The sequence below is a fragment of the Dickeya sp. Secpp 1600 genome (assembly GCF_003049805.1).
Classification (GTDB): domain Bacteria; phylum Pseudomonadota; class Gammaproteobacteria; order Enterobacterales; family Enterobacteriaceae; genus Dickeya; species Dickeya fangzhongdai.
Window position 1 is genome coordinate 1,025,497 of sequence record NZ_CP023484.1, and the last position, 25,909, is coordinate 1,051,405.

A 25,909-nucleotide genomic window follows, 5' to 3' on the forward strand; every position below is an offset into this window, starting at 1 on the left:
CCAAAGAGAAAACCGGGGGAAATAAACCCCCGGTTTTTTTATCGCTATCGGTCATCAGACCGCGGCTTTCTCGTGTTCCGCTTTCAGCCGGTTAACTTCTTCTTTCTGTTTACGCAGTCCGTACCAGCCGGCAATCAGCAGGATCGCCAGCACCGGGATGGTGGCGATAGTCCAGGTACCGTTCGGATAATCCAGCGCCATCAGCACCAGCACGCTGAACAGAAACGCCAGCGTCAGCCAGGAAGAGAACGGCGCCAGCGGCATACGGAAGGCGACCGGGCTGGCTTTGCCCTGATTAATGGCCTGACGCAGCTTCATCTGGCAGATGATGATGAAGGCCCAGGAGGTGATGATGCCGAGCGAAGCCACGTTCAGGACGATTTCAAACACCTGCGACGGCACGATGTAATTCAGAAACACCCCGATAATGTGGATGCAGACGGTGACCAGAATCCCGGCGTAAGGCACCGATTGCGCGTTCATATTACCGAGGAATTTCGGCGCGGAGCCGCCCTGAGACAGCGAACGCAGGATGCGACCGGTGGAATACAGCCCGGAGTTGAGGCTGGAGAGCGCCGCCGACAGCACCACGATATTCATGATGGTGCCGATATAAGGCACGCCCAGTTTGCTGAAGAAGGTGACGAACGGGCTTTGCCCGGCCTGGTAGGCATTCCACGGCAGCAGGCACACCAGCAGAATGATCGACCCGACGTAGAACAGGCCGATACGCCAGATCACGCTGTTGACCGCTTTGGGCAGCGTTTTTTCCGGGTCTTTACACTCGCCGGCGGCGGTGCCGATCAGCTCTACCCCGGCGAAGGCGAAAATTACGCCCTGAATCAGTACCAGCGCCGGCAACAGGCCGTGCGGGAACAGGCCGCCGTTATCGGTAATCAGGTGCAGCCCCGGTACGTTGCCGTCCAGCGTTTTGCCGGTACCGAGGAAAATGGTGCCAACGACCAGGAACAGGGAAATCGCGGCGACCTTGATCAGCGCGAACCAGAACTCCATCTCGGCGAACCATTTCACGCCAATCATGTTCATGGTGGTGACGATCGCCAGCGCGCCGAGCGCGAACATCCATTGCGGTACGTCGGCAAAAGTGCCCCAGTAGTGCATGTAGAGCGCGACCGCGGTGATATCGACGATGCCGGTCATCGCCCAGTTGAGGAAGTACATCCAGCCGGCGACATACGAAGCTTTTTCACCCAGAAACTCGCGGGCGTAGGAAACAAAGCTGCCGCTGGACGGACGGTGTACGATCAGTTCGCCCAGCGCCCGCAGAATGAAGAAAGAGAAGATGCCGCACACCAGATAAACCAGCGCCAGCGCCGGGCCGGCCATCTGCAGTCGTGCGCCTGCGCCCAGAAATAAACCGGTGCCAATCGAACCGCCGATGGCGATCATCTGCACCTGACGGTTACCCATGCTTTTGTGATAACCCGCTTCATGTGAATCGAGCCAGCGTCGTTTGGCGTGGTGTTCGGTCTCATTTTTGTGTTGATTCATTGCCCGTTTGATTCCCTTGTCTGTCATTCAGGAGAATGAAATTGGCTGTTGTGTCACAGCCTGGCTCATTGAGTGGATGGTGTTTTTCGGGCCGAGCCGGAAACGGACTCCCTGCCGGGGCCGGGCCAAAAAACGTCAGCGATGCTACCGTTTCCTGACCCGAGAGGCAAAAATTCTCTGCGCTAATCCGGTGGGTTTGTTTTGTTTGTGTGCTTTGGTTTTTATTTATATCAAACGATTAATCCGTAAATTATTTATTTTCAAGTCTTTAAGGCTATTAAATGCTGTTGAGATAGTGTTTGCTTATGACTGTAACCAATCGTTTGCATTGGTTATTTGTTAATCATTGCTGATGTAATCATGGCGGCGAGAGAGGGGGTAGCAGAAAAACGCTGACCGGGAGCCGGCGAGCGGTGTCCTGTGCCGGACAGGAACACCGCTTGTTCGGGGCTGACGCTGTGCCGTCAGCGACTGTAGCCGCGATAGTTTTTCTGCGCGGTGTTGACCTTATACAGATAATGCCGCGATTCAGCGGACGGATGGCGCGTCGTCAGGGTCTGGTAGACCTCGCCGGGCGACATGCTATTGATGCGGCTGAATGCGGCGTCCTTATCGCTGGAGAACACTCGCAGTACGCTGCCTGCGCCGCCGTTATAGGCGGTGATGACGGCGTAGCGCTGCGACGTCGGGTCCTGAATGCCCGACAGGTAGACATTTTTCAGCATCGACAGATAAGCCGTGCCGGTGTCGATGTTGTTTTCCGGGTCAAACAGGTAGCTGCGGCTGGGTTGTCCCCATTTGCCCTTCATTTTGAACACGTCGCGGCCGGCGCTGTGCTGTACCACCTGCATCAACCCCAGCGCGTCGGAACGGCTGACCGCGTAGGGGTTGAAACTGGATTCGGTCTGCATGATGGCCAGGATCAGCGAGGCGTCGATACCGTAGCGTTCGGAGGCCTGACGCACCATCGGCAGGTATTTGTGCGCGCGTTGATCCAGGTGGTTCGGCACCAGTTGAATGGTGACCGACCAGATCACGCGCATGCCGGAGGTGCGGCGCTGTAGCTTGTTCTGAATCAGATAATCGGCAAAGTTGCCGGCGCGGCCTTCCCAGCGAATCGGCTGGCCGGTGTTATCCAGCACCTGACCGTACAGCAACGGCTCTCGGCTGATCTGGATGTCGTTGGCGTCGGAATAGAGGTCGGTGTTGCTGGCGTTATCGCCCATCAGCAGGGTGGTGATGATCGCCTGACGCAGGCTGGCCTGATAATTGGTAGAAGAAATGGTTTCGATGGTGATGCTACCGGCGTCGAAGTTGACGTGACTACGCGTCATGTATTGGTCGGAGTATTTGACGTAGTCTTTGGGGCCGGCGATCAGAACCTCGTTCAATCCCCAGATGTTTTCGATGTTGTTGGCGAATTGCCCCATCAAAATGTCGAAGGCGTTGGTGTCTTTGATAAAAGCCTCGTTGTTCTCGCCTCCTTTTTTGCTGGAGCAGGAAATCAACAACGGGGCAACAAGCAGCAAAGCAAACAGTTTCTTCATCGTATCAAGCCGTACGGGATCAGGGACGCGTCAGGGCCTGGCGGCCCCTGTCATTTAATGTTGCGGTGGGGTGTAACCGTCGATATGCACGTCCTTGCCTTCGAACAGGAACTGCACCATCTCCTGCTCCAGCAGCTTACGATGCTCCACATTCATCATGTTGAGCTTTTTCTCGTTGATAAGCATGGTCTGCTTGGTCTGCCACTGGGACCAGGCTTCCTTTGAAATTTCGTTATAGATGCGTTTGCCCAGCTCGCCGGGGTAGAGCTGGAAGTCGAGCCCTTCGGCGTCGCGTTGTAAAAAGGTACAGAAAATGGTTCTGCTCATGCTTATTCCTCATCATGTGCGCAGGCTTCAGCGAAGATCGATTGCGGCTGAGCCAACTGGCGTAGCAGCCGTTCCACCGGGGCGGCGAGCCCTACGGACGGCGGCTGCGCTAAGTTATACCAGAGACCGGCACCTTCATCCATGCAGGAACCCTGGTCGGAAAGATCCAGCCACATCGGCACAATATCCAGATGGAAGTGGCTGAAGGTATGGCGAAAAGCAATACCCTGACGCAACGCCTGCCGCCGGATGCCGCGCTGGTCGAGCCATTGCGTCAGGTCATCCGGGCTGGCGAACTGCGGGAAGCAATACAGACCGCCCCACAGGCCGACTGCCGGGCGCTGTTCCAGCCACACCGTCTGCGCATTTTGCAGCAGCAGAAACCAGGCGGTTTTTTCCGGCAGCGTTTGTTTGGGTTTTTTGCCGGGATACTCGGCCCAGCTATGATTGGCGTAAGCGACGCAGCCGTTGCTCAGCGGACACAGTTCGCATTTCGGGCGGCTGCGGGTGCAGACCATTGCACCCAGATCCATCATCGCCTGATTGAATTTTTCGACCCCGAGTGCGGGCGTGACGGTTTCGCTCAGCGTCCAGAGCCGTTTCTCGACCTCTTTTTTCCCCGGCCAGCCGGCTACGGCGTAGCAGCGCGCCAGCACCCGTTTGACGTTGCCGTCCAGAATCGGGTAGTGCTGACCGAGCGACAGCGAGAGAATGGCGCCGGCGGTGGAGCGGCCCACGCCGGGCAGATCGACGATGTCGTCAAAACGGGTCGGAAACTCGCCGCCGTGGCGGTCGACGATGGTCTGCGCCGCCTTGTGCAGGTTGCGGGCGCGGGCGTAATAACCCAGCCCGGTCCATAGATGCAGCACTTCATCCAGCGGCGCCGCCGCCAGTTCGGCCACCGTGGGAAAACGCGCCATGAACCGTTCAAAATAGGGAATGACGGTGGTCACCTGAGTCTGTTGCAGCATGACTTCCGACAGCCAGACTTTATAGGGGGTCTTTTCGAGTTGCCAGGGCAGGGTTTTACGGCCGTAGCGCTCGTACCACTCCAGTACCTGTTGCGCGAACTGTTGCGCTTGCATCATAGAGGCGTCGTTATCCGGCTGGTAAAAATTTGACAGCGATTGCAGCACAGAGTGAATGTACTGTAAACCGGAACTTTCCGCCTCCGGCTACTTGCTAAACAACCGTATCCTTGGATAATGCGCGTTTTCCCAACCCAATCAGACTTACAGAAAGCATTATGATCAATAACGTCATCTCTCCGGAATTTGATGAAAACGGACGCCCGCTGCGCAGAATCCGCAGTTTCGTGCGCCGCCAGGGCCGCCTGACCAAAGGGCAGCAACAGGCGCTGGATGATTTTTGGCCGGTGATGGGCGTGGAGTATCAGAATGAGGCGCTGGATTTCGCCCGGCTATTCGGGCGCGATGCGCCAGTGGTGCTGGAGATCGGTTTTGGGATGGGGGCGTCTCTGGTTACGATGGCGCAGCAGCATCCGGAACAGAATTTTATCGGTATAGAAGTGCATGTGCCCGGCGTAGGGGCTTGTCTGGGCGCGGCGCAGGAAGCGGGCGTCGACAACCTGCGGGTGATGTGCCATGACGCGGTGGAAGTGCTGGAGCGCATGATCCCTGACGGTTCGCTTGCTATGGTGCAGCTGTTTTTCCCCGATCCGTGGCACAAGGCGCGCCATAATAAACGCCGCATTGTGCAAGTGCCTTTTGCCGAGCTGGTGCGCAGCAAGCTGGCCGGCGGCGGCGTGTTCCATATGGCGACCGACTGGGAACCTTATGCGCAACATATGCTCGAAGTGATGAGTTCGCTCGCAGGTTATCGCAACCTGTCGGACCATAATGATTATGTGCCGCGCCCAGCGTCGCGGCCATTGACCAAATTTGAAGCCCGCGGCCAGCGGCTGGGGCATGGTGTCTGGGATCTGATGTTTGAGAGGAATCAATAATGGCTAAGAATCGGAGTCGTCGTTTACGTAAAAAGCTGCACATCGATGAATTTCAGGAATTCGGCTTCTCGGTAAGCTGGCGTTTCCCGCAGGGGACCAGCGTAGAAGCGATCGACAGCTCGCTGGACCTGTTCGTCGATGAAGTGATCGAGCCGAATGGGCTGGCGTTTGAAGGTAGCGGTTATCTACAGTGGGAAGGGCTGGTGTGCCTGCAAAAACTGGGTAATTGCACCGATGAACATCGTGAACTGGTACGCAAATGGCTGGACGCGAACCAGATGACGGACGTGGCGGTCAGCGATCTGTTTGACATCTGGTGGGATCTGCCCGCCAACCTCGGTTAAACCGCGCATTCTTCGTCATCACCGGCGGTTCAGCCGGTGATGACGGCTGTCGGTCTTGGCGGCCGGTCGTTTCGGCTGGCGTCGGGCGCTGTTTTTTCAGGAGTCTTTATGTTGCGTAAAATGACCTTAGGTGCATTGATGTTGCTGGCCTGGCAAGCGCAGGCGGCCTATCAGTGCAATGTTCAACCTCAGGACGACATCATCATCAGCCCGCAGAGTGTGAAAGTGGTCGGTGCCAGCGGCAATCTGCAGATTTCGCCGCAGGGCGACATGCTGAGCAACGGCAGCGCGCTGAATCTCAATGCCGGACAGCGTCAACAAGCCAAAGCGTACCAGTCTGAACTGCGCCAGCAGTTGCCGTGGATTGACGAAGGCGCAAAGCAACATCTGGAGAAAGCTCGTCAGGCGCTGGACAAGGTGATTGTGCAACAGTTGGGCAGCGACAGTAATGTGCGCAACCGTCTCGGCACGCTGGACGAACAGTTAAAGCAGCAGATGAACCGGATTATCGAACACCGTAGCGATGGCCTGACCTTTCATCATCAGGCGATTAAGCAGGTTGAGCAGGACGGACGGCAGATTGTCGAACGCAGTCTGGGCGGCGTCTTGCAGGACAGCCTGAATGAAATGGGCGTCAAACAGATGGGCAGCGGTGGCGGCGGTAATCCGCTGCAGGCAATGATGGGTAATCTGGGCGGTCTGCAGAAAGCGATCCAGACCGAGTGGAACAATCAGGAAATGGATTTTCAGCGCTTCGGCCGCGATGTCTGCAATCGGGTGACCGCGCTGGAAAATCAACGCCAGACGTTATTGCAGTCGATTAAATAACCCTTCTTTATAAAAGGGCAAATGCTGTTTTGCGCGTTTGCCCTTGATTGCCTGATTATTCAGATATGCTTTCCTTAATTCTTCCGAACAGTAGCATCCTGTCTGCATAACTGTATCCCGACAATACCGACAACGAATGGAAAATACTTTATCAGCCAGTTGGCAATGCTAATTACGCTTGTGGCGTTATCGTATTGAGGAGTAAACGGAAATGGCAGGTATCGCTTATCGTGTGCCTCACCAAGGCGACAATAGTGCTTTAGTGTGCCAGCCATCATTTCTCCTTTCACCTGAATATCTATCTGGAATGATTAAGTTGTAGTTATATTCATGAGCGTTATGTATTAACAAGGTGCGTTTGTTTATAAACAATGTTTCCTCTCTGTCCCTGAATGTTGCTTTATTTTTCCATTTGTTTCCTGTGGATTGGAAATTTATTTAATTCATCAAAACGTAAATTAAAGGGCTTGTTTTGTTCATTTTTGTCGTGTAAAGATATCGTTAAGAAACGCAGGTTTTCGTTATACATAAAGTCATGCACATAATCATGGCATGTAGTACGGCATGCAGCACGACATGTGGTTTGGTTGTGGCGCGGCATAGCGCTACGGCGCAGAGTCCGGCATAGGACAATGGCGTAAAAGATAAAAATAGTGTGTTGCTGAATCAATGGAATGTGTGAGTCTAACAAGGGATGACGGTCGATGATTACAGGTTATTGCCAGATAAATGGTATTTTCATCAATAAGATGATGGCGTGTGTGCGTTTTTTCGTTCAACGAAAATCATCAATTTTATTTCTTTATTCAGTATCGTTTTTTCGAATGTATACCCTAAATAACTCAGGTATGCAGATGTCTTGCTCATCTGCAACTTGAAGTGTGGCGAATATATCGGATAAAGCGACGCTTCCCGCACAGCAGATAAATGCACCCGTAATGCTTGATTATCGGATCTCGCGATTCGTTTATTGGGATTTTATTATTCTTTAATATCGCCAGGATGTGTCATATGCGCATGACGTTTAATACGTTAGGGTTTTCTTATGTCAGAAAACCAGTAGTTTTTCACCGTATAAAAACGGATTTTTATCACAGTGGGAACGCGCAAGATAAAAAGCGATTTAACAGGCGGTTGATCGCCGTGCTGCTGCTGGCCCAATTGACGGGCTCCGTATTACATCCGGCGCTGGCCGCTACCGCTGAGGATTTTCGGACCCGCGAATATATGTTTAACGGCGCGGCGCTGGATTCCATGCATGTCGCCGAAGCCTACGCGTTGGGATACAGCGGCGCCGGGGTAACGGTCGGGATTATTAACCGCGTCGGCGATCTGTCCGGTAATGACGAATTCAATGGCAAGGTGGACGCCGGTTCACACTGGATCAGCGACCCCAGCAGAGGCAGCTCGCATGGGTATTGGGTGGCCGGGGTCATTGGCGCGGCAAGGAATGGTTTCGGCATGCAGGGCGTGGCCTATAATTCGAACCTGCTAACGCTGGGAACGGATAATACCGTCAATGCGCTATTTCAGGGTATGGTCGATATGGGCAACCGCCCGGATGTGAAAATCATCAGCAACAGCTGGAACTTTCTGTTTTATCCCGACCAGATTTCCTCTTATTCCGCCGCCATGCAGGATTTTTTGTTAAATACGATGGTGCCGGTATATACCAGCGCGGCGGATGTGCTGGCCAGTCAGGGGCAGTTAATGGTGATGGCGGCCGGGAACGAAGGGCACCTGACGCCGGCGCTGTTTGCTGCGTTGCCTACGGTGCTGGACAATAATGGCTTGCAAGACAATATCGCCAACAGCTGGATTAACGTCATGGCGTACGATCCGTCTCAGCCCACCAGCAGCGCGGCGTTTATCGCCACCTTCAGCAACCTGGCGCAGGGCGCTACCGACTACAGCCTGCTGGCGCCGGGCGTGAATGTCATCACCTCCTCCGCCAACAACACCTATGTTAGCATCAACGGCACCTCGTTTGCTTCACCCTATGTCGCCGGCGTCGGCGCGCTGGTCAGTCAGGCGTTTCCCTACATGAGCGGCAAGCAGATTGCCGATGTGCTGCTGTCTACCGCGACGCCGCTGACCGGCAGTAATTTACCGAAAGCGGTGGTGCTGGCCAACGAGCAGTATGATGAAAACCGGTCGCTGACCGGCTCCGCCGTTAAGGTCTACTCCACCCATACCGGCATTACGTTTACCGACGACGAACTGACCACGCTGATAAGCTCGCTGAAGATTAACAGCACATATAGCGTCATGACGGACGACCAGGTTCGCGCTGCGATTCTGAGCGCCGCCGCCGACCAGAATATTACCGTGATGACGCAAAGCGACTATCAGGCGCTGTTTGGTCAGGGGGTGGTTAATGCCTTCAAAGCGGTGCAAGGCCCCGGCTTGCTGAACGCCAAACGTCTGGTGAACAGCGATCTCAGCAGCGGTGCCTTTGGCGGGAACTTTGCTCTCTATTCGATTGATACCAAGGGCATCGACAGCACCTGGAGCAACGATATCGGTCAGGTGAAAAACACCGCCAGCGGCAGCGCGCTGTCCGGGCTGGATGTCGGCTTGCGTAAGCAGGGCGCCGGTACCTTGTATCTGACCGGCAATGATACTTTCGCCGGCCCGACCGTGGTGGAAGGCGGCAAGCTGATCGTGGGCAAGGTCGCTGGCGGCTCCGGCAGCCTGGCGGGAGACGCCTGGGTGCAATCCGGCGCGGTGCTGGGCGGGCACGGCGCCATCAACGGCTCGGTGGTAGTGCAGAATGGCGGTACGCTGTCGCCCGGCAATTCGGTCGGGACGCTGACGGTCGGCAATGTACGTTTTGATCCCGGTTCGATTTATGAATTTGAGATTGATCAGCAGGGCAACGCCGACCAACTGGTGGTAACTAATAATGCCCAACTGGCGGGAACCGTGAAGCTGGTCGGGCGGACCAGCGGACATCTGGGCGATCGGTTCGCGCTGGTGCAGGCGGGAGGAACGCTAAGCGGCGCGTTCGACAAGCTGGAGTCGACTAACAACTCGCTGTTTTTGGCCGACGCGCTTACCTACAACCCGCAAAGCGCGTTCGTCAGCGTGGTGCGTAACAACGTCCGTTTCAGCGACGTGGCGCAAACCGCCAATCAGAAATCGGTCGCAAACGCCATTGACAACCAGTCGGGCACCGCGGTGCTGAACGCCATTGCCGACCAGCAGGATGCCGACAGCGCGCGGCGCGCCTTTGATAATCTCAACGGCGAGTTCTACGCCACGGCGCGCAATGCGCTGATTCGAAACAGCCGCTCGGTACGCGATATCCTGAACAGCACCATGAGCGGTGCGGGCAAAGGCGCCGAGCCCTGGGTGAGTAGCTGGGGGTATGACGGCCGTCAGGACGGCGACGGCGCGCAGGCGGGCATGAAATACAATGGCTATGGTCTGCTGCTTGGCAACGGCGGGCATTGGGGGGAACAGGGGACGCTGGGATTTGCCGTTGGAGCGGAAAAAGGGCGGATCACCATGGACGATCGCGCGTCACGCGGTGATCTGGACGCCTGGCATGCCGGCGTTTACCTGTCCGGACGGGCGCTGGCGCTCGACCTGCGCTCCGGACTCAGCTACAGCTATCTCACCCTCGACAGCCAGCGCGGCATCAACGTCTCCGGGGTGAGCGGCCAGGCGACGGGCGATTATCGCGCTAATCTGGTACAGGGGTTTGTCGAAGCCAGCCATCGGTTTGATTTCTTTAATACCGTGAGCGTAGAGCCGTATGGCAACACCGCCTGGGTTTGGCTACAGAATCAGAGCGGGCAGGAGAGCGGAAACGGCGCGGCGCTGGCATTTGCGAAGGACACCACCCGCGCGGCCTTTGCAACCGGCGGCCTGCGTCTGAAAGTACAGCCATTGTCACGCTTGCCGGTGTCACTGTATGGGGATATCGGCTATCAGCGCCGCTTAACCCGCGACGATAATCAGGTCCGGCTGCGCTTTGTTTCCGGCGGCGATGCTTTTACTACCGAAGGTTTGCCGCTGGCGGACAATACCCGCTTGATGCGGGCGGGCGTCGCGGTGGACTTCTCCCGCAACATCCACCTGTCGCTGGGGTATCAGGGCGATCGCGCAACCCGGGTTAAAGACGACAGCGCGCAGGCCCTGTTCAGTATGGCGTTCTGACAGCATGGCGTTTTGAGGTAAAACGCGCCTTCCCGAAAGGAAGGCGCGTTGTGAGGTCAGGGCGCGGGAATGGTAAAGCGACGGTGGATGGCTTCCAGTTCCGTCAGCACGTCTTCGCCGAGCGTCAGGTCAAGGCTGTCCAGGTTAATCTTTAATTGTTCCAGCGTGGTGGCGCCGAGCAGGGTGCTGGCGACAAACGGCTGCTGACGTACAAACGCCAGCGCCATCTGCGCCGGATCCAGACCGTGTTTTTGCGCCAGCGCCACGTATTCGGCGATGGCCTGCTGGGTATGGGGCGCCGAGTAGCGCACAAAGCGGCTAAACAGCGTATTGCGCGCGCCGGCCGGTTTAGCGCCGTTCAGGTATTTGCCCGTCAGTGTGCCGAACGCCAGCGGCGAGTAGGCCAGCAGTTCCACTCCTTCATGCTGGCTGATTTCCGCCAGCCCGACTTCGAAGCTGCGGTTCAGCAGGCTATAGGGATTCTGGATAGAGACAATGCGCGGCAGGTCGTGCTTTTCCGCCAGTTGCAGATAGCGCATCACGCCCCACGGGGTTTCGTTCGACACGCCGATATAACGAATTTTACCGGCGCGCACCTGCTCGTTCAGCGCTTCCAGCGTTTCCAGCAGCGTGACGGCCGGCTTTTCGCTGGTGTACTGATAGCTCAGTTTGCCGAAGCTGTTGGTCTGGCGCTGCGGCCAGTGCAACTGATACAGATCGATGTAGTCGGTGTTCAGACGCTTGAGGCTGTCGTCCAGCGCGGCGCGGATATTTTTGCGATCCAGCGCCTGCTGCGGACGCAGGCTGTTGTCGTTGCCGCGCACCGGTCCGGCGACTTTGCTGGCGATGATCAGCTTTTCGCGCCCGCCGCGGCTTTTCAGCCAGGAACCGATATAGCTTTCCGTCAGACCTTGCGTTTCCGAACGTGGCGGAACCGGGTAGATTTCCGCGGTATCAATCAGATTAACGCCGGCGGCGACCGCGAGATCCAACTGGGCGTGGGCATCCGCTTCGCTATTCTGTTCGCCAAAGGTCATGGTGCCCAGACCCAGCGTACTGACTTCCAAACTGCTGTGGGGAATACGGTGATAGAGCATTGCAGTGTCCTTTTTATTCTTCTGAGTAACGCGGGTGCGACGGCACCGCAATTTCGACTATAACCAAGCCGTGACGAGGGGGGAAGACTCTTTGTGCGGGAAGGCCGGGCATTAATGCGGGGAAAAATAGTTTTTCCCCCAGACAAAAAAGGCGGTGGGGATGGCGGGGCCAAACAGAATCTCCGAATCTGGCCCGGCTGATGCGAATAACCGCTCTAACGTTCAATCACCTGGGAAATGTTGTCGTTGTTGATCTGGTGTTTCACGCCTTCTTCATCAGTATAACTGAGCAGACCTGTAGCCGGATCCAGCGTCGGTTTTCCCTTGGTCAGCAACATCTGACCGTCTTTGGTGGCGATAACATAGTGGCTGGCGCAGCCGGAAAGCAGGACGACAAAAGTCAGGGCAACGGCGGTTTTTATCCGAAATCGCATGCTGAATTTACCTGTTATTTAGCAAAAAAACTGAACGTCTTTTCAGTCTAGCAAAGCGTTGCCCGGGCGAGGTTAGGATTTATGGCAAAAAAATTAAAAAGATACGTAAGGATGGGGCGGGAAACGGCGCGCTGGCCGTTTCCCGCAGGGGAATTACCGCTTTTTGACGGATTTCTTGCCGCGCATCAGGTTCAGCGCCTCTACCGACATGGAGAAGAACATGGCGAAGTAGATGTAGCCTTTCGGCACATGGATATCGACGCTTTCCAGAATCAGGGTAAAGCCCACCAGAATCAGGAATGACAACGCCAGCATTTTCACCGACGGGTGACGATCGACAAATTCGCCGATGGTGCGGGCGGAGAACATCATCACGCCGACGGCAATCACCACGGCGGCCATCATAATGAACAGATGGTCGGACAGACCTACGGCGGTAATTACCGAATCCAGGCTGAAGATGATGTCCAGCAGCATAATCTGCACGATGGCGCCAAAGAAGGAATGCACCTGCGAGGTATGGTCTTCCGCGCCGCCTTCAATGGTTTCGTGGATCTCCTTGCTGGATTTCCAGATCAGGAACAGGCCGCCGAGGAACAGAATCAGGTCGCGGGCGGAAACCTCCTGCCCGAACACGCTAAACAGCGGATTGGTGAGTCTGATAACCCAGGCGATGGACGCCAGCAGACCGAGGCGCATCAGCATCGCGCCCATCAGGCCGATACGGCGGGCTTTGTTCTGCTGATGTTTGGGAAGCTTGGCGACGACCAGCGACAAAAAGATGATGTTGTCGATGCCAAGTACGATTTCCAGTATGGTGAGTGTCCCCAGCGCCAGCCAGGCGTTGGGATCCGCGATCCAATCGAACATTATCTCAGTGCTTCCTTAAACGAAACGTAAATGACCATTATCTCTGGCCTGCTGCCGTACAGGCAAGAGGATTTAGGCTGTGTCCCGCCCGGAGGGCATTACAGCAGAAAATGCCGGGCCAGTAACGGCGTGGTGAAGGTTTTCTTCAGGTAAAAGCCGCGCGGCAGCGTCAGAATCGGTTGCCCGTGCTCGCCAATGGCTTCAGTCAACGCCCGGCTGTTGGCGGCCTTGGGGCGCAACTGCAACACCTCGCCGTGACGGGCGGTGATGCTTTCCACTTTGCCCAGCACGATCAAGTCCATCAGTTCTTCCCAGTCCTGCTGTAGTTGCCGCTCTTCCTCCGGGCTGGGGCTCCATAACAACGGCGCGCCGATGCGGCGCTCCCCCAGCGGGATAGGACGCGAACCTTCCACCGGAATCCACAGCACTCTGGTCAGCTTGCGGCGCACATGGCTGCTTTCCCAGGTCACGCCGCTGTTGCCGGTTAGCGGCGCCACGCAGACAAAGGTGGTTTCCAGCGGCCGCCCCTGTTCATCCACCGGGATGGTTTTCAGCTCAATCCCGATGTCAGGGAAGTCCTGCTCCGGCTTACTGCCGGCGCTGGCGCCCAGAAAGCGCTCCAGCAGTACGCCGATCCACCCTTTGTCTCGCTTAAGGTTGGCGGGCAGCGGCAGTTGGGCGATTCGGGCCAGTTCCGCCAGCGAATAGCCGGCCAGCGCCTGCGCCCGCAGCAGCAGGGCCTGTTCACTGTCCGGCGCGTCCTGATGGGGGATGGGTGTCTGCATGGATTGCGTATCCGTTACTGATAACAAGGGTGATTAAAAAAAGTACAGCCATAACGGAGGATAACGTCAGGCATTCAGCTATTCAGATAAAAAATAATAATAGCATGATTCCTTTATGATTTTTCTCCCTGTCTTCACAGGGAAAAACACGCTGTCGGTTTTTGTTCATGACAAGACACCGACAATGAACAGGATTTTACACTATGTTATCCACAGTTTTTTGGGATAACCGGGATAACTCGGGATCACTGTTTTGATTTACAGCCTTGACTGGCGCTGCTTTTGCTGGTTTTGCCGATTTTTTGGCTGGTTTTCGTCGGTTGCCTGTGGATAACACCGGCGTAGTGCGATCTTTCGCCACTCCGAAAACCACATCGGAATCGGGCTGCATCAGGCGGTGGAGAAATCGGGGAAAGGCAGGTTAATTGGTTGAAAGGGAATGGCAATTTAGCGGGTGAGATCTCGGGGACGTGAAGGTTGAAATGAGTTTTACGCACTTTTTCATGATGTTCTTCACAAAGATGTCCACAGAAAAAGTGAATAAACCGACGGAATTGCCGTATGAATGTTTATAACTTTGATCCTATCTGTGGGTTAACGTCGATTTATCAGCGTGGAGCGGGAGCAGCGAGGCGGCGGCCTGAGCCGCCGATGTCCGGCGTGATAGCCGGAAGCGGCATCAATAAAAGGGATGTAAAGCGGTAGTTTACCGTCTGTCAGTAGTGTGAAACAATCGAGTCATCTTTGCATTCTAGTTTATCGAGGTAGTCCGGTGATCGACGATGATGGCTACCGCCCGAATGTTGGTATTGTAATTTGTAATCGGCAGGGTCAGGTATTGTGGGCCCGTCGCTACGGTCAGCACTCCTGGCAGTTTCCTCAAGGGGGAATCAACCCCGGAGAAAGCGCGGAACAAGCGATGTACCGCGAACTGTTCGAAGAGGTTGGGCTGCGGAAAAAGGATGTTCGTATCCTGGCTTCCACCCGAAGCTGGTTACGCTATAAATTGCCAAAACGTTTGGTGCGTTGGGATACAAAACCGGTATGTATCGGCCAAAAGCAAAAATGGTTTCTGCTACAGTTAATGTGTAATGAATCAGACATCAATATGCAAAGCAGCGGCACCCCGGAATTCGACGGGTGGCGCTGGGTGAGCTACTGGTATCCGGTACGCCAGGTGGTGTCGTTCAAACGTGACGTTTATCGAAAGGTGATGAAGGAGTTTGTCATCGCCGTGATGCAGCTACAGGAGAATTCGGCTACCCGAATGTCATCAGGAACCAGACGAAAACGAGGATAATCCGACACATCATGATGCTCACGCGACTGCGAGAAATTATTGAGAAGGTTGCGGCCGCGGCCCGACTGAGTGATGCGTTGGATATTCTGGTGAATGAAACCTGTCTGGCGATGGATACGGAAGTCTGCTCCATCTATCTGGCCGATCACGATCGTCAGTGTTATTACCTGATGGCGACGCGCGGGCTGAAAAAGCCGCGCGGCCGCACCATTACGCTGGCGTTTGGTCAGGGGATTGTCGGCCTGGTCGGCGAACGGGCGGAGCCCATCAATCTGGCGGATGCGCAAAGCCACCCCAGCTTCAAATTCATTCCTGCCGTACGTGAACAACATTTCCGCTCGTTTCTGGGCGTGCCGGTGATCCACCGGCGTCAATTGCTGGGCGTGCTGGTAGTCCAGCAGCGCGAACACCGGCAGTTCGACAAAAACGAAGAATCGTTCATGGTGACGCTGGCCACCCAGATGGCGGCCATTCTGTCCCAGTCTCAGATGAAAGCGCTGTTCGGGCAATACCGGCAGACGCGCATCAAGGCGATGGCGGCGTCTTCCGGCGTGGCGATCGCCCCCGGCTGGCAGGACCGCAGCCAGCCGTCGCTGGAGCTGGTATTTCCGGCCTCCAGTCTGGATAGCGACCGCGAACGGTCCCGGCTGCTGATGGCGATGGAGGAGGCCGGGGCGGAGTTCCGCCGTTTCAGTAAGCGTTTCAGCGCCAGTGCGCAGAAAGAGAGCGCGGCGATCTTCGATTTCTATTCCCACCTGCTCAACGACGCGCGCCTCAAACGCGAACTGTTTCAGGAGGTGGATACCGGCAGCGTGGCCGAATGGGCGGTCAAAGTGGTGATCGAACGGTTTGCCGCGCAGTTCGCCAGCCTGCAGGATCCTTACCTGCGCGATCGTTCCAGCGACCTGCGGGCGCTGGGTCAGCGTCTACTGTTCCATCTTGATGACAACGCCCAGAGCAACGGTCAGTGGCCGGAGCGTTTCATTCTGGTGGCGGATGAACTGACCGCCACGCTGCTGGCGGAGGTGCCGCAGGAGCGCCTGGCCGGCGTGGTCGCGTACGACGGCGCCGCCAATTCCCACGCCGCCATTCTGGTGCGGGCGATGGGCATTCCCACGCTGATGGGCGCCGATATCCAACCCGAGCTGTTGCATCAGCGTCTGCTGGTGCTGGATGGCTATCGCGGCGAGTTGCTGGTGGACCCTGAACCGGTGCTGGTGCAGGAGTATCAGCGTCTGCTGAGCGAGGAAAACGAGCTTACCCGGCTGGCGGAAGATGACATGGAACGCCCGGCGGTGCTGAAAAGCGGCGAGCGGGTGGACGTGATGCTCAACGCCGGTCTGAGCGCCGAACATGAAAAGCGTTTCATCAATCAGGTGGACGGCGTAGGGCTGTACCGCACCGAAATCCCGTTCATGCTGCAAAACGGCTTTCCCTCGGAAGAGGAGCAGATGACGCAATATGAAGGCATGTTGCGGCTTTATCCGTCCCGCCCGGTGATGTTGCGTACGCTGGATATCGGCGCGGACAAGCAACTGCCTTACCTGCCTATCAGTGAAGAAAATCCTTGTCTGGGCTGGCGCGGCATTCGCGTAACGCTCGATCAGCCGGAAATTTTCATGATTCAGGTTCGCGCCATGCTGCGCGCCAATGCGCATATCGGCAACCTGAGCATTTTACTGCCGATGATCAACAGCCTGGATGAGATCGATGAGGCAAAGCGGTTGATCGATCGCGCCGCGGCGGAAGTGTCGGAAATGCTCGGTTTTCCGCAGCCGCGTCCGCGCATCGGCATTATGATCGAAGTGCCGTCGGTGCTGTTTCTGTTGCCGCATCTGGCGTCCCGCATCGATTTTGTCTCCGTCGGCACCAATGACCTGACCCAGTATCTGCTGGCGGTGGATCGTAATAACCCGCATGTCGGCGCCCTGTACGACAGCCTGCATCCGTCGATGCTGCAGGCGCTGAACATGATCATCACTCATTGCCGACAATATTCGTTGCCGGTATCGGTGTGCGGCGAGATGGCCGGCGAGCCGATGGGCGCACTGCTGCTGATCGGGCTGGGATACCGCACGCTAAGCATGAACGGTCGTAGCGTCGCCCGCATCAAATACCTGCTGCGCCGGATTGGCGAGGAAGAGACCCGCCAGTTGACGGACAAGGTGCTCAGGGCGCAAACCGCCAGCGAAGTGCGCCAGTGGGCGTCGATTTTCATTGAAGAACGCGGGCTGGGCGGCCTGATTCGCGGCGGGCGCTGAGCGCGGCGTCGCTCCATTTTCATACCGGATCCATGCCGGAAATGTTTACAGTTCTTTTATCCCCTCGTCGCCAACTGTTTCCATTGGCTATGCTATCATGCGCAACCGCGGACGGCTGACGGAAGCCCTGCCTTCCTTCCGGCCCTTGAATAGCCCCGAAATCAGGGACAAAGCAACGATAATGTGGTGATCGATGACGACGAGCTATCTGGTATTTCCCCAGTTTGATCCGGTAATTTTTTCGTTAGGGCCGGTTTCCCTGCACTGGTATGGATTGATGTATTTGGTCGGGTTTGTGTTTGCCATGTGGCTGGCGGTACGCCGGGCGAACAAACCGGGTAGCGGATGGCGCAAGGAAGAGGTGGAAAACCTGCTCTATTTCGGGTTCCTCGGCGTATTTGTAGGTGGTCGTCTGGGTTATGTGCTGTTCTACGCTTTCCCGTCGTTTCTGGATAACCCGCTCTATCTGTTCCGCGTGTGGGACGGCGGCATGTCTTTCCACGGCGGCCTGCTGGGCGTCATCGCGGTCATGCTGTGGTTTGCGCATCGCACCAAACGTCATTTCTTCCAGGTATCTGATTTCATTGCCCCGCTGATTCCTTTTGGTCTGGGCGCCGGGCGTCTGGGCAACTTCATCAATGGCGAGCTGTGGGGCCGCGTCAGTACCGATGCGCCGTGGGCGATGCTGTTTCCGGGGTCGCGCGGCGAAGACATGGCGCTGGCGGCCGGCAACCCGCAGTGGCAGGCGATCTTCAATCAATACGGCGTATTGCCCCGCCACCCGTCGCAGTTGTATGAACTGGTGCTGGAAGGGGTAGTGCTGTTTATCATTCTGAATGTGTTCATTCGCAAAGCACGCCCGATGGGCAGCGTATCCGGCCTGTTCCTGATCGGCTACGGCTGCTTCCGCATTATTGTGGAATTCTTCCGCCAGCCGGATGCTCAACTGGGGCTGTTCGGCGGCGTCAGTATGGGGCAGATCCTGTCGGTGCCGATGGTATTGGCCGGAATCCTGATGATGGTCTGGGCGTATCGTCGCCAGTCTGCCCGGCAGTAAATGTTGATAAAAATTAAGTAGGTGAGGTGGTATGAAACAGTATCTGGAACTGATGAAAAAGGTGCTTGAAGAAGGGACTCCCAAGGATGACCGCACGGGCACGGGGACGTTATCGATTTTCGGCCATCAGATGCGTTTCAACCTGCAGGATGGCTTTCCGCTGGTGACCACCAAGCGTTGCCACCTGCGCTCCATCATCCATGAGCTGCTGTGGTTTCTGAACGGCGATACCAATATCGGCTACCTGCATGACAACAAGGTCACCATTTGGGATGAATGGGCGGATGAAAATGGCGACCTGGGGCCGGTTTACGGCAAGCAATGGCGCGCCTGGGGGGCGGCGGACGGCCGTCAGATCGACCAGTTGCAGACGGTGCTAAAACAGCTGAAACAGGACCCGGATTCCCGCCGCATCATCGTTTCCGCCTGGAATGTGGGCGAGCTGGACAAAATGGCGCTGGCGCCCTGCCACGCTTTTTTCCAGTTTTATGTCGCGAACGGCAAACTCTCCTGCCAGTTGTACCAGCGCTCCTGCGACATTTTCCTCGGCCTGCCGTTCAACATCGCCAGCTACGCGCTGCTGGTGCATATGATGGCGCAGCAGTGTGACCTGGAAGTGGGTGATTTCGTCTGGACCGGCGGCGACACCCACCTCTACAACAACCACCTTGAGCAGACTCGTCTGCAGCTTAGCCGCGAGCCGCGTCCTTTGCCGCGGCTGGTGATCAAACGCCGTCCGGCGTCGCTGTTTGATTACCAGTTTGACGATTTCGACATAGAGGGTTATGACCCGCACCCCGCCATCAAGGCGCCGGTAGCCGTCTGAGTCTTATCCTGCTCTGATATCACCTGATACCGCCCAACGGCGGATGTTGCTGACAATGGAAATCGCGGTTTCCTGCTGATCAGTCGGACATCTTGCCGTTGGGCGGTTTTTTTGTCCTCTCTCCTGATTTGCGAGCGGCCGCGCAGTTTCTCTGTATGTTGCCGCCGCCCCGCATCTTGCCTGCGAAGCGCCTCGTAACCCCATCCTCTGGCGCTATTCACGCTGATACCGCGCTTTAGAATGGCGGTCATGAACAGAAACAGCGTACGGCAACAGGGTTTTTCCCTGCTGGAACTCATCGTGGTGATCACCATTGTGGCTTTGCTGACAGGCGGCGGGCTGCATAGCTGGCTGGCTTATCGCCAGGCGCTTTTGCTGGAGCAGCACGCCCGGCACCTGCTGGCATTCATGACGCGCATACAGGCCAACGCCTACTGGCGCAATCAGACCGAAAGTCTGTGGTTCAAGTCGGCTGGTGATAGCTGGTGTATTGGGAATGGCGCCGAACCGGCTTCCTGTCCGCTGGAAAGCGCTTTCGTTTTTACCCGCGCGGTGCGGGATACGGCGATCGCCGAAACCACCAGCGAGCGGCTGGTGTTTTACGGCCTGCGTAATGCCGCACAGGCTGGGCATCTCACCCTGAGCAACCCGGCTGGGCGCGTGAGGCTGGTGATCTCGGCACGCGGGCGCTTGCGCCTTTGCAGCGAGTCCCGGCCAGTTCAGGGGATCCCGTTATGTTGAACAGATTAACCGGGAAAGCCGCAGGCGGGTTTACCCTGCCGGAAGTGATGCTGGCGATGGGGATGAGCAGCCTGATCATGCTGGCGGTGGCGCAGCTGCTGCCGTTGCTGCGGGTCCAGACGCAGGATAGTGCCAGCCTGATCCGGCTGGAACAGTTGCTGGGGCAGACCCTGTTCGGAATAGAGAAAGACATTCGGCGCGCCGGATTTTGCGCCGGCCGCTGTCAGGGAAGCGCGCTGACGCTGGAGGCCGGCGCCACGAAACAGGTGAGTTGCCTATCAGTGGCTTATGACGTCAACCGCAATGGTCGTTGGGAAACGGGGGAACAGTCGGAGCCGGAGTTTTTCAGCTATCGCCTGCGCGATGGCACGCTGGAGGTGCAAACGGGCGGCCCCCGTTGTCAGGGCAACCGCTGGGAGAAATTGCTGGATCCCAGCGAAGTGACCATCGCCCGTTTTGAGGTAACGAAGGAGACGTCCGGTGCGCAACCGCGTTATCGGATATTGCTGGAGGGGTACTGGACCGCGCGTTCGACACGGCGGCGGCAGGTCGACAGCCTGGTGGCAGGGAGGAATCATGCAGGGTAGGCGGCAGCAGGGCAGCATACTGGTGATAGTGATGCTGGTTATGATGATCGGCTTGTTAATGTTGGGCGGATTGCAGCGCCAACTGGATATTCAGTTGCAGCAGGGAATTGACGAACAGCGCTTCTGGCAGGCATTCAATCAGGGGCTGTCGTCGCTGAACTGGGGAATGGGGTTGCGCTGGCAAACCACCGGCGAGTGGCAGTGTCAGGCTCGGCAGTCGGCGCAGTTACGCGCCTGTCTGCGTATAAGTGGCGAAGACCATTCCGGGCTATTGCGGGGGGAGGGGCGGATAGCCGGTAATCCGCAGCCACTGGCGTTTTATCACCGGGTAATGGCCGATGCCGCAGCGGCCGACGGCGGCATCCGGCCCGTCGCGGGCGGATGGCTGGATTTTTGCCCGGATGCGGCGGAGCCGGCCTGTGTCCCGGCGCAATGAAAGGTCGCGTCGTGAGCCCTGCGCTGGGTTCAGTCTGCCGGAAACGTTGGTCGCCGCGCTGTTATTTGCGGTTTCGTTGGTCGGCCTCTTGCAATATCATCAGGTACTTCAGCAATCGTTGTTGCATCAGATGCAGCAGCGTCAGGCGTGGCGGCTGGCTCATCAGCAACTGGAAACTGAAGGCGCAGACAGCGTTTCATCGTCGTCGCGGAGCGTTCCCGCCGGATGGCGTGTGAGCCGGGAAGAACAACGACATCCTCCGGCCTGTCGCCGTGTGACGGTGACCGTAGTGACGCCCTATCGCTATCGTGCGGTGCTCGGCCGCTGGTTTTGTGATACCCCTGACGCAGTTGTGCAACGTGACAGCCCATAGCCTGGAATAACTGCCTGTATAACGCCTTTGGAGATGTTGATGCGGAAATCTTGTATTTGGTTAAGCGCTTTATTGCTGTGTTTCTGGTTTCCGATCAGTCAGGCGGCGGATGGCTGGCAGCCGCTACCCGAGACGATAAGAAAGAGTGAGAATGACGTTCGGCAGTATCAGGCGATACGGCTTGATAACGGTATGACGGTTCTGCTGGTGTCCGATACGCAGGCCACCCGTTCGTTGGCGGCGCTGGCGATACCGGTCGGTTCGCTGGATAATCCCCCGCAACAGCCGGGTCTGGCCCACTATCTGGAACACATGCTGCTGATGGGGTCGACGCGTTATCCGCAGGCGGATGGGCTAGCCGAATTTCTGAAAATGCACGGCGGCAGCCATAATGCCAGCACGGCGTCTTATCGCACCGCTTTCTATCTCGAAGTGGAAAACGATGCGTTGCAGCCCGCCGTCGACCGGCTGGCCGATGCGATTGCCGAACCACTGCTCGATCCGGTCAACGCCGATCGTGAGCGCCACGCGGTAAATGCGGAGTTGACCATGGCCCGCGCTCGCGATGGCTTGCGCATGGAGCAGGTGGAAGCCGAAACCATTAACCCGGCGCATCCCGGCTCCCGCTTCGCCGGCGGCAACCTGGAAACCCTCAGTGATAAGCCCGGCAGTAAACTGCATGATGAACTGGTCAATTTCTACCAGCGCTACTACTCCGCCAACCTGATGAAAGGCGTGATTTACGGCAAGTTGCCGTTGCCGGATCTGGCTGCCATCGCCGCCTCGACCTTCGGGCGGATAGCCAATCGTCAGGCCAGCGTACCGCCGATTGCCGCCCCTGTGGTGACTGATGAACAGCGCGGGTTATTCATTCATTATGTCCCAGCGCAACCCCGCAAGCAGTTGAAGATTGAATTTCGGATCGATAACAACAGCCCGGCGTTTCGCAGCAAAACGGATACCTACATCAGCTACCTGATCGGCAATCGCAGCCAGAACACGCTTTCTGACTGGCTGCAAAAACAAGGTCTGGCCGAGTCGGTACGCGCCAGTTCTGATCCCATGTCCGAGCGCGACAGCGGCGTCTTCAATATCAGCGTTGATTTGACCGACAAAGGACTGGCACAGCAGGATAACGTGATCGCCGGGGTGTTCAGCTATCTGGAAAAACTGCGTAAGGAAGGGATTCAGCCGCGTTACTTCGATGAGATATCACGGGTGCTGGGTATTGATTTCCGCTACCCCTCTCTTACCCGCGATATGAGCTATGTGGAGTGGCTGGCGGATACCATGCTGCGGCTACCGGTGGAATATACCCTTGAAGGACCTTATCTGGCGGATCGGTTCGATCCTGAGGCGATCAAGGCGCGGCTGTCGGCCATGACGCCGCAAAACGCGCGTATCTGGGTAATAAGCCCGGAGCAGCCCCACAATAAAGAGGCGTATTTTGTTGGCGCGCCTTATCAGGTAGACAAGATTGGCGACGAGCGGATGGCGCAGTGGCAGAAGACGGCACAGTCGCTGGCGCTCAGTCTGCCGACGCCCAACCCTTACATCCCGGATAGTTTTTCGCTGATTGCCGCGGATGCCGCTATTACGCATCCGAAGAAAGTGGTCGACCAGCCGGGGCTGCGCGTGTTTTACATGCCGAGCCGCCATTTCGCCAGCGAACCCAAAGCCGATATCACGCTGATGCTGCGTAACCGGATGGCGAGCGATTCCGCCCGTCATCAGGTGCTGTTCGCCCTGAATGATTATCTGGCCGGCGTGGCGCTGGATGCGCTCAGCTATCAGGCATCGGTGGGCGGCATCAGCTTCTCCACCGGCAGCAATGACGGGCTGATGATGACGGCCAGCGGCTACACCCAACATCTGCCGGAGCTATTGCTGACGCTGGTGGAACAATACGCCAGCTTCAGCTCGACGGAAGAACAGCTGGAACAGGCAAAATCCTGGTACGCCGAGCAGTTGGATGCAGCCGAGAAGGCCAAAGCGTACGAGCAGGCGATGTTCCCGATTAAGGGGTTGTCGAGCGTGCCTTATAGCGAACGAAGCGAGCGGCGCAATTTGCTGAAGGATATTACGCTGCAGGAGCTGATGGAATACCGCAAGGCCTTACTGCATCAGGCAGCGCCGGAAATGCTGGTGGTCGGCAATCTGGAACAGGACAAGGTGGTTAGCTTGTCGCACAGCCTGCGTGAACGTCTTGGCTGCGGCGGCACCGAATGGTGGCGCGGACAATCCGTCAGCATCAGCCAGCCACAGCGAGCCACGCTGCAACGCAGCGCGACCAGCACCGATTCGGCGCTGGCGGCGGTATATATTCCGACAGGGTATGACGAAGTACAGAGCGCGGCTTACAGTAAGCTGCTGGGTCAGATCATTCATCCCTGGTTCTTTAATCAGTTGCGTACTGACGAACAGCTGGGCTATGCCGTGTTCGCCACCCCGATCTCTGTCGATCGCCAGTGGGGGATTGGTTTCCTGCTGCAAAGCAACAGCCAGCAGCCTGCCTACCTCTATCAACGTTATCAGGACTTTTTTGGCAAGGCGGAGCAGCGCCTGAGCGCCATGAACGCAGAGACGTTTGCCCAGAATAAGCAGGGGTTGATCAATGCGCTCAGTCAGCCGCCTCAGACGCTGGATGAAGAGGCGGCCCGCCTGCGCGGCGATCTGGAACGGGAGAATTTTGCCTTCGATACCCGCCAGCAGTTGATTGGACAACTGGCGTCTATTTCGTCGGCGCAGTTAACCGACTTTTTCCGGCAGGCGCTGCATCCACAGGGGCTGGCGATTCTATCCCAGATTTCCGGCAGTGCGAGTGGGCAGGCTGACTATGCCCGGCCGTCGGAATGGCAATCCTATGCATCGACTTCCGCACTGCAACGAACGCTGACGTTGAAACCGGTGGAACAAAAACAGACGGAAACCCAGTAAGGCGCCGGACAGTAGGTGCTGCTGAAAGTATGAATGCCTGCGCCAGGAGAAATGGCTGGCACAAGGAAAAGCAGGGAAACCGAGCGGGTAACGCGTGGCGATGAACCACGCGTTATTTGCCTTACAGGTCGATGACCAGAATCTTGGAGCGACGCTGGTAGTTGTAAAGCTCCTGCTTGCGTTTCGGTAATACGGCGACCTCCGCCGGCTGGAAACCGCGTTCCTGGAACCAGTGGATGCTGTGGGTGGTCAGCACAAACAGGCGTTTGAGCCCCTGCTGGCGAGCCTGTACGGCGATATGATGCAGTAACTGATCGCCACGCGACGAGTTGCGGTATTCCGGGTGCACCGCCACGCAGGCCATTTCACCGATGCTCTCCTCCGGAAACGGATAGAGTGCAGCGCAGGCGATAGTCAGATTATCGCGGACCACCACGGTGAATTTGTCGATCTCCATTTCCAGTTGTTCGCGCGAACGGCGCACCAGAATGCCTTGTTGCTCCAGCGGGCGAATCAGCTCCAGAATACCGCCGATGTCATTGATGGTCGCCCGGCGGATTTGCTCGGCGCTTTCCATCACGATCTGGGTGCCGATGCCGTCACGGGAGAACAGTTCCTGCAACAGCGCGCCATCTTCCTGATAGCTGATCAGGTGGCTGCGGCGTACTCCGCTGCGGCAGGCTTTCACCGCACCGCGCAGGAAACGCACAATCTCGGAGTTATAGTCACCGGCTTCCTCCAGTGACTGAATGCGCTGCTGGGCTTCGTCTGGCAACAGTTCGGACACAATACTGCCTTCGATATTGGTCACGCCCTGGGAGGCGCAGAAACCGATCATCTTTTCGGCCCTGAGTTTGATAGCCAGCTGGGTGGCGACTTCTTCCGATGTCAGGTTGAAGCTTTCACCGGTGACGGAAACCGCCACCGGACCCAACAGCACGATAGCGCCGCTGTCCAACTGACGATGCAGCGCTTCTTCGTCAATGCGGCGAATGCGCCCGCTGTGGCAGTAGTCGACGCCATCATCCACGCCCAACGGCTGGGCGATGATAAAGTTGCCGCTGACCACGTTAATGTGCGCGCCCTGTAGCGGCGTGTTCAACAGGCTCATCGACAGCCGGGCGGTGATGTCCAGTTGCAGCATGCCTGCCGCCTGTTTCACCAGTTCCAGCGTGGTGCTGTCCGTTACGCGGGTATGTTTGTGGTAGCGAGGCTCGTAGTGATGGGCCATCAGGTTCGCATCGATCTGGGGGCGTGCGCCGTAAACCACCACCAGCTTGATGCCCAGACTGTGCAACAGCCCGATATCATTGACGATTTTGGCAAAATTTTCATGTTCGATAGCTTCGCCGCCGAGCATGATGACAAATGTTTTACCACGATGTGCGTTGATGTAAGGAACTGAGTGGCGGAAGCCTTGAACCAGTTCTGTACTACGTTCCTTCACTGCGAGCCCTCTTTGAATTTTTATTCGATATTTTCGTATTTTTATTCTTCGTAAACTAAAAGGCAAGCGA

At 56.8% G+C, this 25,909-nt stretch carries 22 protein-coding genes; 13 read left to right on the top strand and 9 right to left on the bottom strand.

What is annotated here, in order from left to right; all coding sequences use genetic code 11:
- Positions 1 to 54: 54 nt before the first annotated feature.
- The 4 genes from ansP to mutY form a co-directional block, all read right to left on the bottom strand.
- On the bottom strand, positions 55 to 1,512 hold the full coding sequence (gene ansP / locus CPA59_RS04685; RefSeq protein ID WP_038918049.1) for an L-asparagine permease: 1,458 nt from the start codon (positions 1,510 to 1,512) through the stop codon (positions 55 to 57).
- A 464-nt stretch (positions 1,513 to 1,976) separates the two neighbouring features.
- A complete protein-coding gene (gene mltC / locus CPA59_RS04690; RefSeq protein WP_107758796.1) occupies positions 1,977 to 3,059 on the bottom strand; it encodes a membrane-bound lytic murein transglycosylase MltC in 1,083 nt (360 codons plus the stop codon).
- 54 nt (positions 3,060 to 3,113) lie between these two features.
- The gene (locus CPA59_RS04695) at positions 3,114 to 3,386 is read right to left on the bottom strand and encodes an oxidative damage protection protein (RefSeq protein WP_013316704.1); all 273 of its coding nucleotides are present in this window, start codon (positions 3,384 to 3,386) and stop codon (positions 3,114 to 3,116) included.
- Positions 3,387 to 3,388: 2 nt separating this feature from the next.
- Positions 3,389 to 4,474, bottom strand: a complete 1,086-nt coding sequence (gene mutY / locus CPA59_RS04700; protein ID WP_100850410.1) for an A/G-specific adenine glycosylase — start codon at positions 4,472 to 4,474, stop codon at positions 3,389 to 3,391.
- 158 nt (positions 4,475 to 4,632) lie between these two features.
- On the opposite strand from mutY, the gene trmB reads away from it, so the two are divergent.
- The 4 genes from trmB (at position 4,633) to CPA59_RS04725 (ending at position 10,688) form a co-directional block, all read left to right on the top strand.
- Complete coding sequence (trmB, locus tag CPA59_RS04705; protein WP_107758797.1) at positions 4,633 to 5,352, top strand: tRNA (guanosine(46)-N7)-methyltransferase TrmB; 720 nt, start codon at positions 4,633 to 4,635, stop codon at positions 5,350 to 5,352.
- Entirely contained in the window at positions 5,352 to 5,696 is a 345-nt protein-coding gene (locus tag CPA59_RS04710; protein ID WP_107758798.1) for a YggL family protein, read from the top strand. The genes trmB and CPA59_RS04710 overlap by 1 nt, the downstream gene beginning before the upstream one ends.
- Positions 5,697 to 5,804: 108 nt before the next feature.
- The gene (locus CPA59_RS04715; protein WP_107758799.1) at positions 5,805 to 6,524 is read left to right on the top strand and encodes a DUF2884 domain-containing protein; all 720 of its coding nucleotides are present in this window, start codon (positions 5,805 to 5,807) and stop codon (positions 6,522 to 6,524) included.
- A gap of 1,143 nt (positions 6,525 to 7,667) precedes the next feature.
- The gene (locus tag CPA59_RS04725) at positions 7,668 to 10,688 is read left to right on the top strand and encodes an autotransporter domain-containing protein (RefSeq protein ID WP_255412267.1); all 3,021 of its coding nucleotides are present in this window, start codon (positions 7,668 to 7,670) and stop codon (positions 10,686 to 10,688) included.
- 56 nt (positions 10,689 to 10,744) lie between these two features.
- Here CPA59_RS04725 and CPA59_RS04730 read toward each other — a convergent pair whose 3' ends face one another.
- From CPA59_RS04730 to mutH, 4 genes are all read right to left on the bottom strand, one after another.
- Positions 10,745 to 11,785 carry an NADP(H)-dependent aldo-keto reductase gene (locus CPA59_RS04730; protein WP_107758801.1) on the bottom strand — a complete coding sequence of 347 codons (1,041 nt, stop codon included), beginning with the start codon at positions 11,783 to 11,785 and terminating at the stop codon, positions 10,745 to 10,747.
- 215 nt (positions 11,786 to 12,000) lie between these two features.
- Positions 12,001 to 12,219 carry a YgdI/YgdR family lipoprotein gene (locus CPA59_RS04735; RefSeq protein WP_038661608.1) on the bottom strand — a complete coding sequence of 73 codons (219 nt, stop codon included), beginning with the start codon at positions 12,217 to 12,219 and terminating at the stop codon, positions 12,001 to 12,003.
- Positions 12,220 to 12,372: 153 nt separating this feature from the next.
- The gene (locus CPA59_RS04740; protein WP_038661605.1) at positions 12,373 to 13,089 is read right to left on the bottom strand and encodes a TerC family protein; all 717 of its coding nucleotides are present in this window, start codon (positions 13,087 to 13,089) and stop codon (positions 12,373 to 12,375) included.
- A 98-nt stretch (positions 13,090 to 13,187) separates the two neighbouring features.
- Complete coding sequence (gene mutH / locus CPA59_RS04745; RefSeq protein WP_038918057.1) at positions 13,188 to 13,874, bottom strand: DNA mismatch repair endonuclease MutH; 687 nt, start codon at positions 13,872 to 13,874, stop codon at positions 13,188 to 13,190.
- Positions 13,875 to 14,646: 772 nt separating this feature from the next.
- Here mutH and rppH point away from each other — a divergent pair.
- From rppH to ptrA, 9 genes are all read left to right on the top strand, one after another.
- A complete protein-coding gene (gene rppH / locus CPA59_RS04755) occupies positions 14,647 to 15,174 on the top strand; it encodes an RNA pyrophosphohydrolase (RefSeq protein ID WP_038661599.1) in 528 nt (175 codons plus the stop codon).
- 14 nt (positions 15,175 to 15,188) lie between these two features.
- A complete protein-coding gene (gene ptsP, locus CPA59_RS04760; protein ID WP_049854492.1) occupies positions 15,189 to 17,435 on the top strand; it encodes a phosphoenolpyruvate--protein phosphotransferase in 2,247 nt (748 codons plus the stop codon).
- Between the two features lie 193 nt (positions 17,436 to 17,628).
- Positions 17,629 to 18,492 (top strand): prolipoprotein diacylglyceryl transferase, encoded by an 864-nt coding sequence (gene lgt / locus CPA59_RS04765; RefSeq protein WP_038918058.1) that lies wholly within the window; start codon positions 17,629 to 17,631, stop codon positions 18,490 to 18,492.
- Positions 18,493 to 18,523: 31 nt separating this feature from the next.
- Positions 18,524 to 19,318, top strand: coding sequence for a thymidylate synthase (thyA, locus tag CPA59_RS04770; RefSeq protein ID WP_038918059.1), 795 nt, complete (start codon positions 18,524 to 18,526; stop codon positions 19,316 to 19,318).
- Positions 19,319 to 19,567: 249 nt separating this feature from the next.
- Positions 19,568 to 20,059 carry a prepilin peptidase-dependent protein gene (locus tag CPA59_RS04775; RefSeq protein ID WP_107760765.1) on the top strand — a complete coding sequence of 164 codons (492 nt, stop codon included), beginning with the start codon at positions 19,568 to 19,570 and terminating at the stop codon, positions 20,057 to 20,059.
- On the top strand, positions 20,053 to 20,646 hold the full coding sequence (locus CPA59_RS04780; protein ID WP_107758803.1) for a prepilin peptidase-dependent protein: 594 nt from the start codon (positions 20,053 to 20,055) through the stop codon (positions 20,644 to 20,646). The genes CPA59_RS04775 and CPA59_RS04780 overlap by 7 nt, the downstream gene beginning before the upstream one ends.
- Positions 20,636 to 21,082 carry a YgdB family protein gene (locus CPA59_RS04785; protein ID WP_174213728.1) on the top strand — a complete coding sequence of 149 codons (447 nt, stop codon included), beginning with the start codon at positions 20,636 to 20,638 and terminating at the stop codon, positions 21,080 to 21,082. Before CPA59_RS04780 ends, CPA59_RS04785 begins: the two co-directional genes overlap by 11 nt.
- Positions 21,048 to 21,455: a prepilin-type N-terminal cleavage/methylation domain-containing protein gene (locus CPA59_RS04790; RefSeq protein ID WP_038918061.1), complete on the top strand. Its 408-nt coding sequence runs from the start codon at positions 21,048 to 21,050 to the stop codon at positions 21,453 to 21,455. The genes CPA59_RS04785 and CPA59_RS04790 overlap by 35 nt, the downstream gene beginning before the upstream one ends.
- A 39-nt stretch (positions 21,456 to 21,494) precedes the next feature.
- Positions 21,495 to 24,392: a pitrilysin gene (gene ptrA, locus CPA59_RS04795; protein WP_107760767.1), complete on the top strand. Its 2,898-nt coding sequence runs from the start codon at positions 21,495 to 21,497 to the stop codon at positions 24,390 to 24,392.
- A 121-nt stretch (positions 24,393 to 24,513) separates the two neighbouring features.
- On the opposite strand, the gene argA is transcribed toward ptrA, so the two are convergent.
- The gene (gene argA, locus CPA59_RS04800; protein WP_013316727.1) at positions 24,514 to 25,839 is read right to left on the bottom strand and encodes an amino-acid N-acetyltransferase; all 1,326 of its coding nucleotides are present in this window, start codon (positions 25,837 to 25,839) and stop codon (positions 24,514 to 24,516) included.
- Positions 25,840 to 25,909: the final 70 nt, after the last annotated feature.

Bases quoted from the DNA above. Each gene is read 5' to 3' on its own strand.
- ptsP (WP_049854492.1), top strand. From the start codon at position 15,189: ATGCTCACGCGACTGCGAGAAATTATTGAGAAGGTTGCGGCCGCGGCC.
- mutH (WP_038918057.1), bottom strand. From the start codon at position 13,874: ATGCAGACACCCATCCCCCATCAGGACGCGCCGGACAGTGAACAGGCC.
- CPA59_RS04790 (WP_038918061.1), top strand. From the start codon at position 21,048: ATGCGGCGGAGCCGGCCTGTGTCCCGGCGCAATGAAAGGTCGCGTCGT.
- CPA59_RS04735 (WP_038661608.1), bottom strand. From the start codon at position 12,219: ATGCGATTTCGGATAAAAACCGCCGTTGCCCTGACTTTTGTCGTCCTG.
- ansP (WP_038918049.1), bottom strand. From the start codon at position 1,512: ATGAATCAACACAAAAATGAGACCGAACACCACGCCAAACGACGCTGG.
- mltC (WP_107758796.1), bottom strand. From the start codon at position 3,059: ATGAAGAAACTGTTTGCTTTGCTGCTTGTTGCCCCGTTGTTGATTTCC.
- trmB (WP_107758797.1), top strand. From the start codon at position 4,633: ATGATCAATAACGTCATCTCTCCGGAATTTGATGAAAACGGACGCCCG.
- mutY (WP_100850410.1), bottom strand. From the start codon at position 4,474: ATGATGCAAGCGCAACAGTTCGCGCAACAGGTACTGGAGTGGTACGAG.
- CPA59_RS04785 (WP_174213728.1), top strand. From the start codon at position 20,636: ATGCAGGGTAGGCGGCAGCAGGGCAGCATACTGGTGATAGTGATGCTG.
- thyA (WP_038918059.1), top strand. From the start codon at position 18,524: ATGAAACAGTATCTGGAACTGATGAAAAAGGTGCTTGAAGAAGGGACT.
- CPA59_RS04710 (WP_107758798.1), top strand. From the start codon at position 5,352: ATGGCTAAGAATCGGAGTCGTCGTTTACGTAAAAAGCTGCACATCGAT.
- CPA59_RS04730 (WP_107758801.1), bottom strand. From the start codon at position 11,785: ATGCTCTATCACCGTATTCCCCACAGCAGTTTGGAAGTCAGTACGCTG.
- CPA59_RS04715 (WP_107758799.1), top strand. From the start codon at position 5,805: ATGTTGCGTAAAATGACCTTAGGTGCATTGATGTTGCTGGCCTGGCAA.
- CPA59_RS04695 (WP_013316704.1), bottom strand. From the start codon at position 3,386: ATGAGCAGAACCATTTTCTGTACCTTTTTACAACGCGACGCCGAAGGG.
- CPA59_RS04740 (WP_038661605.1), bottom strand. From the start codon at position 13,089: ATGTTCGATTGGATCGCGGATCCCAACGCCTGGCTGGCGCTGGGGACA.
- ptrA (WP_107760767.1), top strand. From the start codon at position 21,495: ATGCGGAAATCTTGTATTTGGTTAAGCGCTTTATTGCTGTGTTTCTGG.
- CPA59_RS04780 (WP_107758803.1), top strand. From the start codon at position 20,053: ATGTTGAACAGATTAACCGGGAAAGCCGCAGGCGGGTTTACCCTGCCG.
- CPA59_RS04775 (WP_107760765.1), top strand. From the start codon at position 19,568: ATGAACAGAAACAGCGTACGGCAACAGGGTTTTTCCCTGCTGGAACTC.
- lgt (WP_038918058.1), top strand. From the start codon at position 17,629: ATGACGACGAGCTATCTGGTATTTCCCCAGTTTGATCCGGTAATTTTT.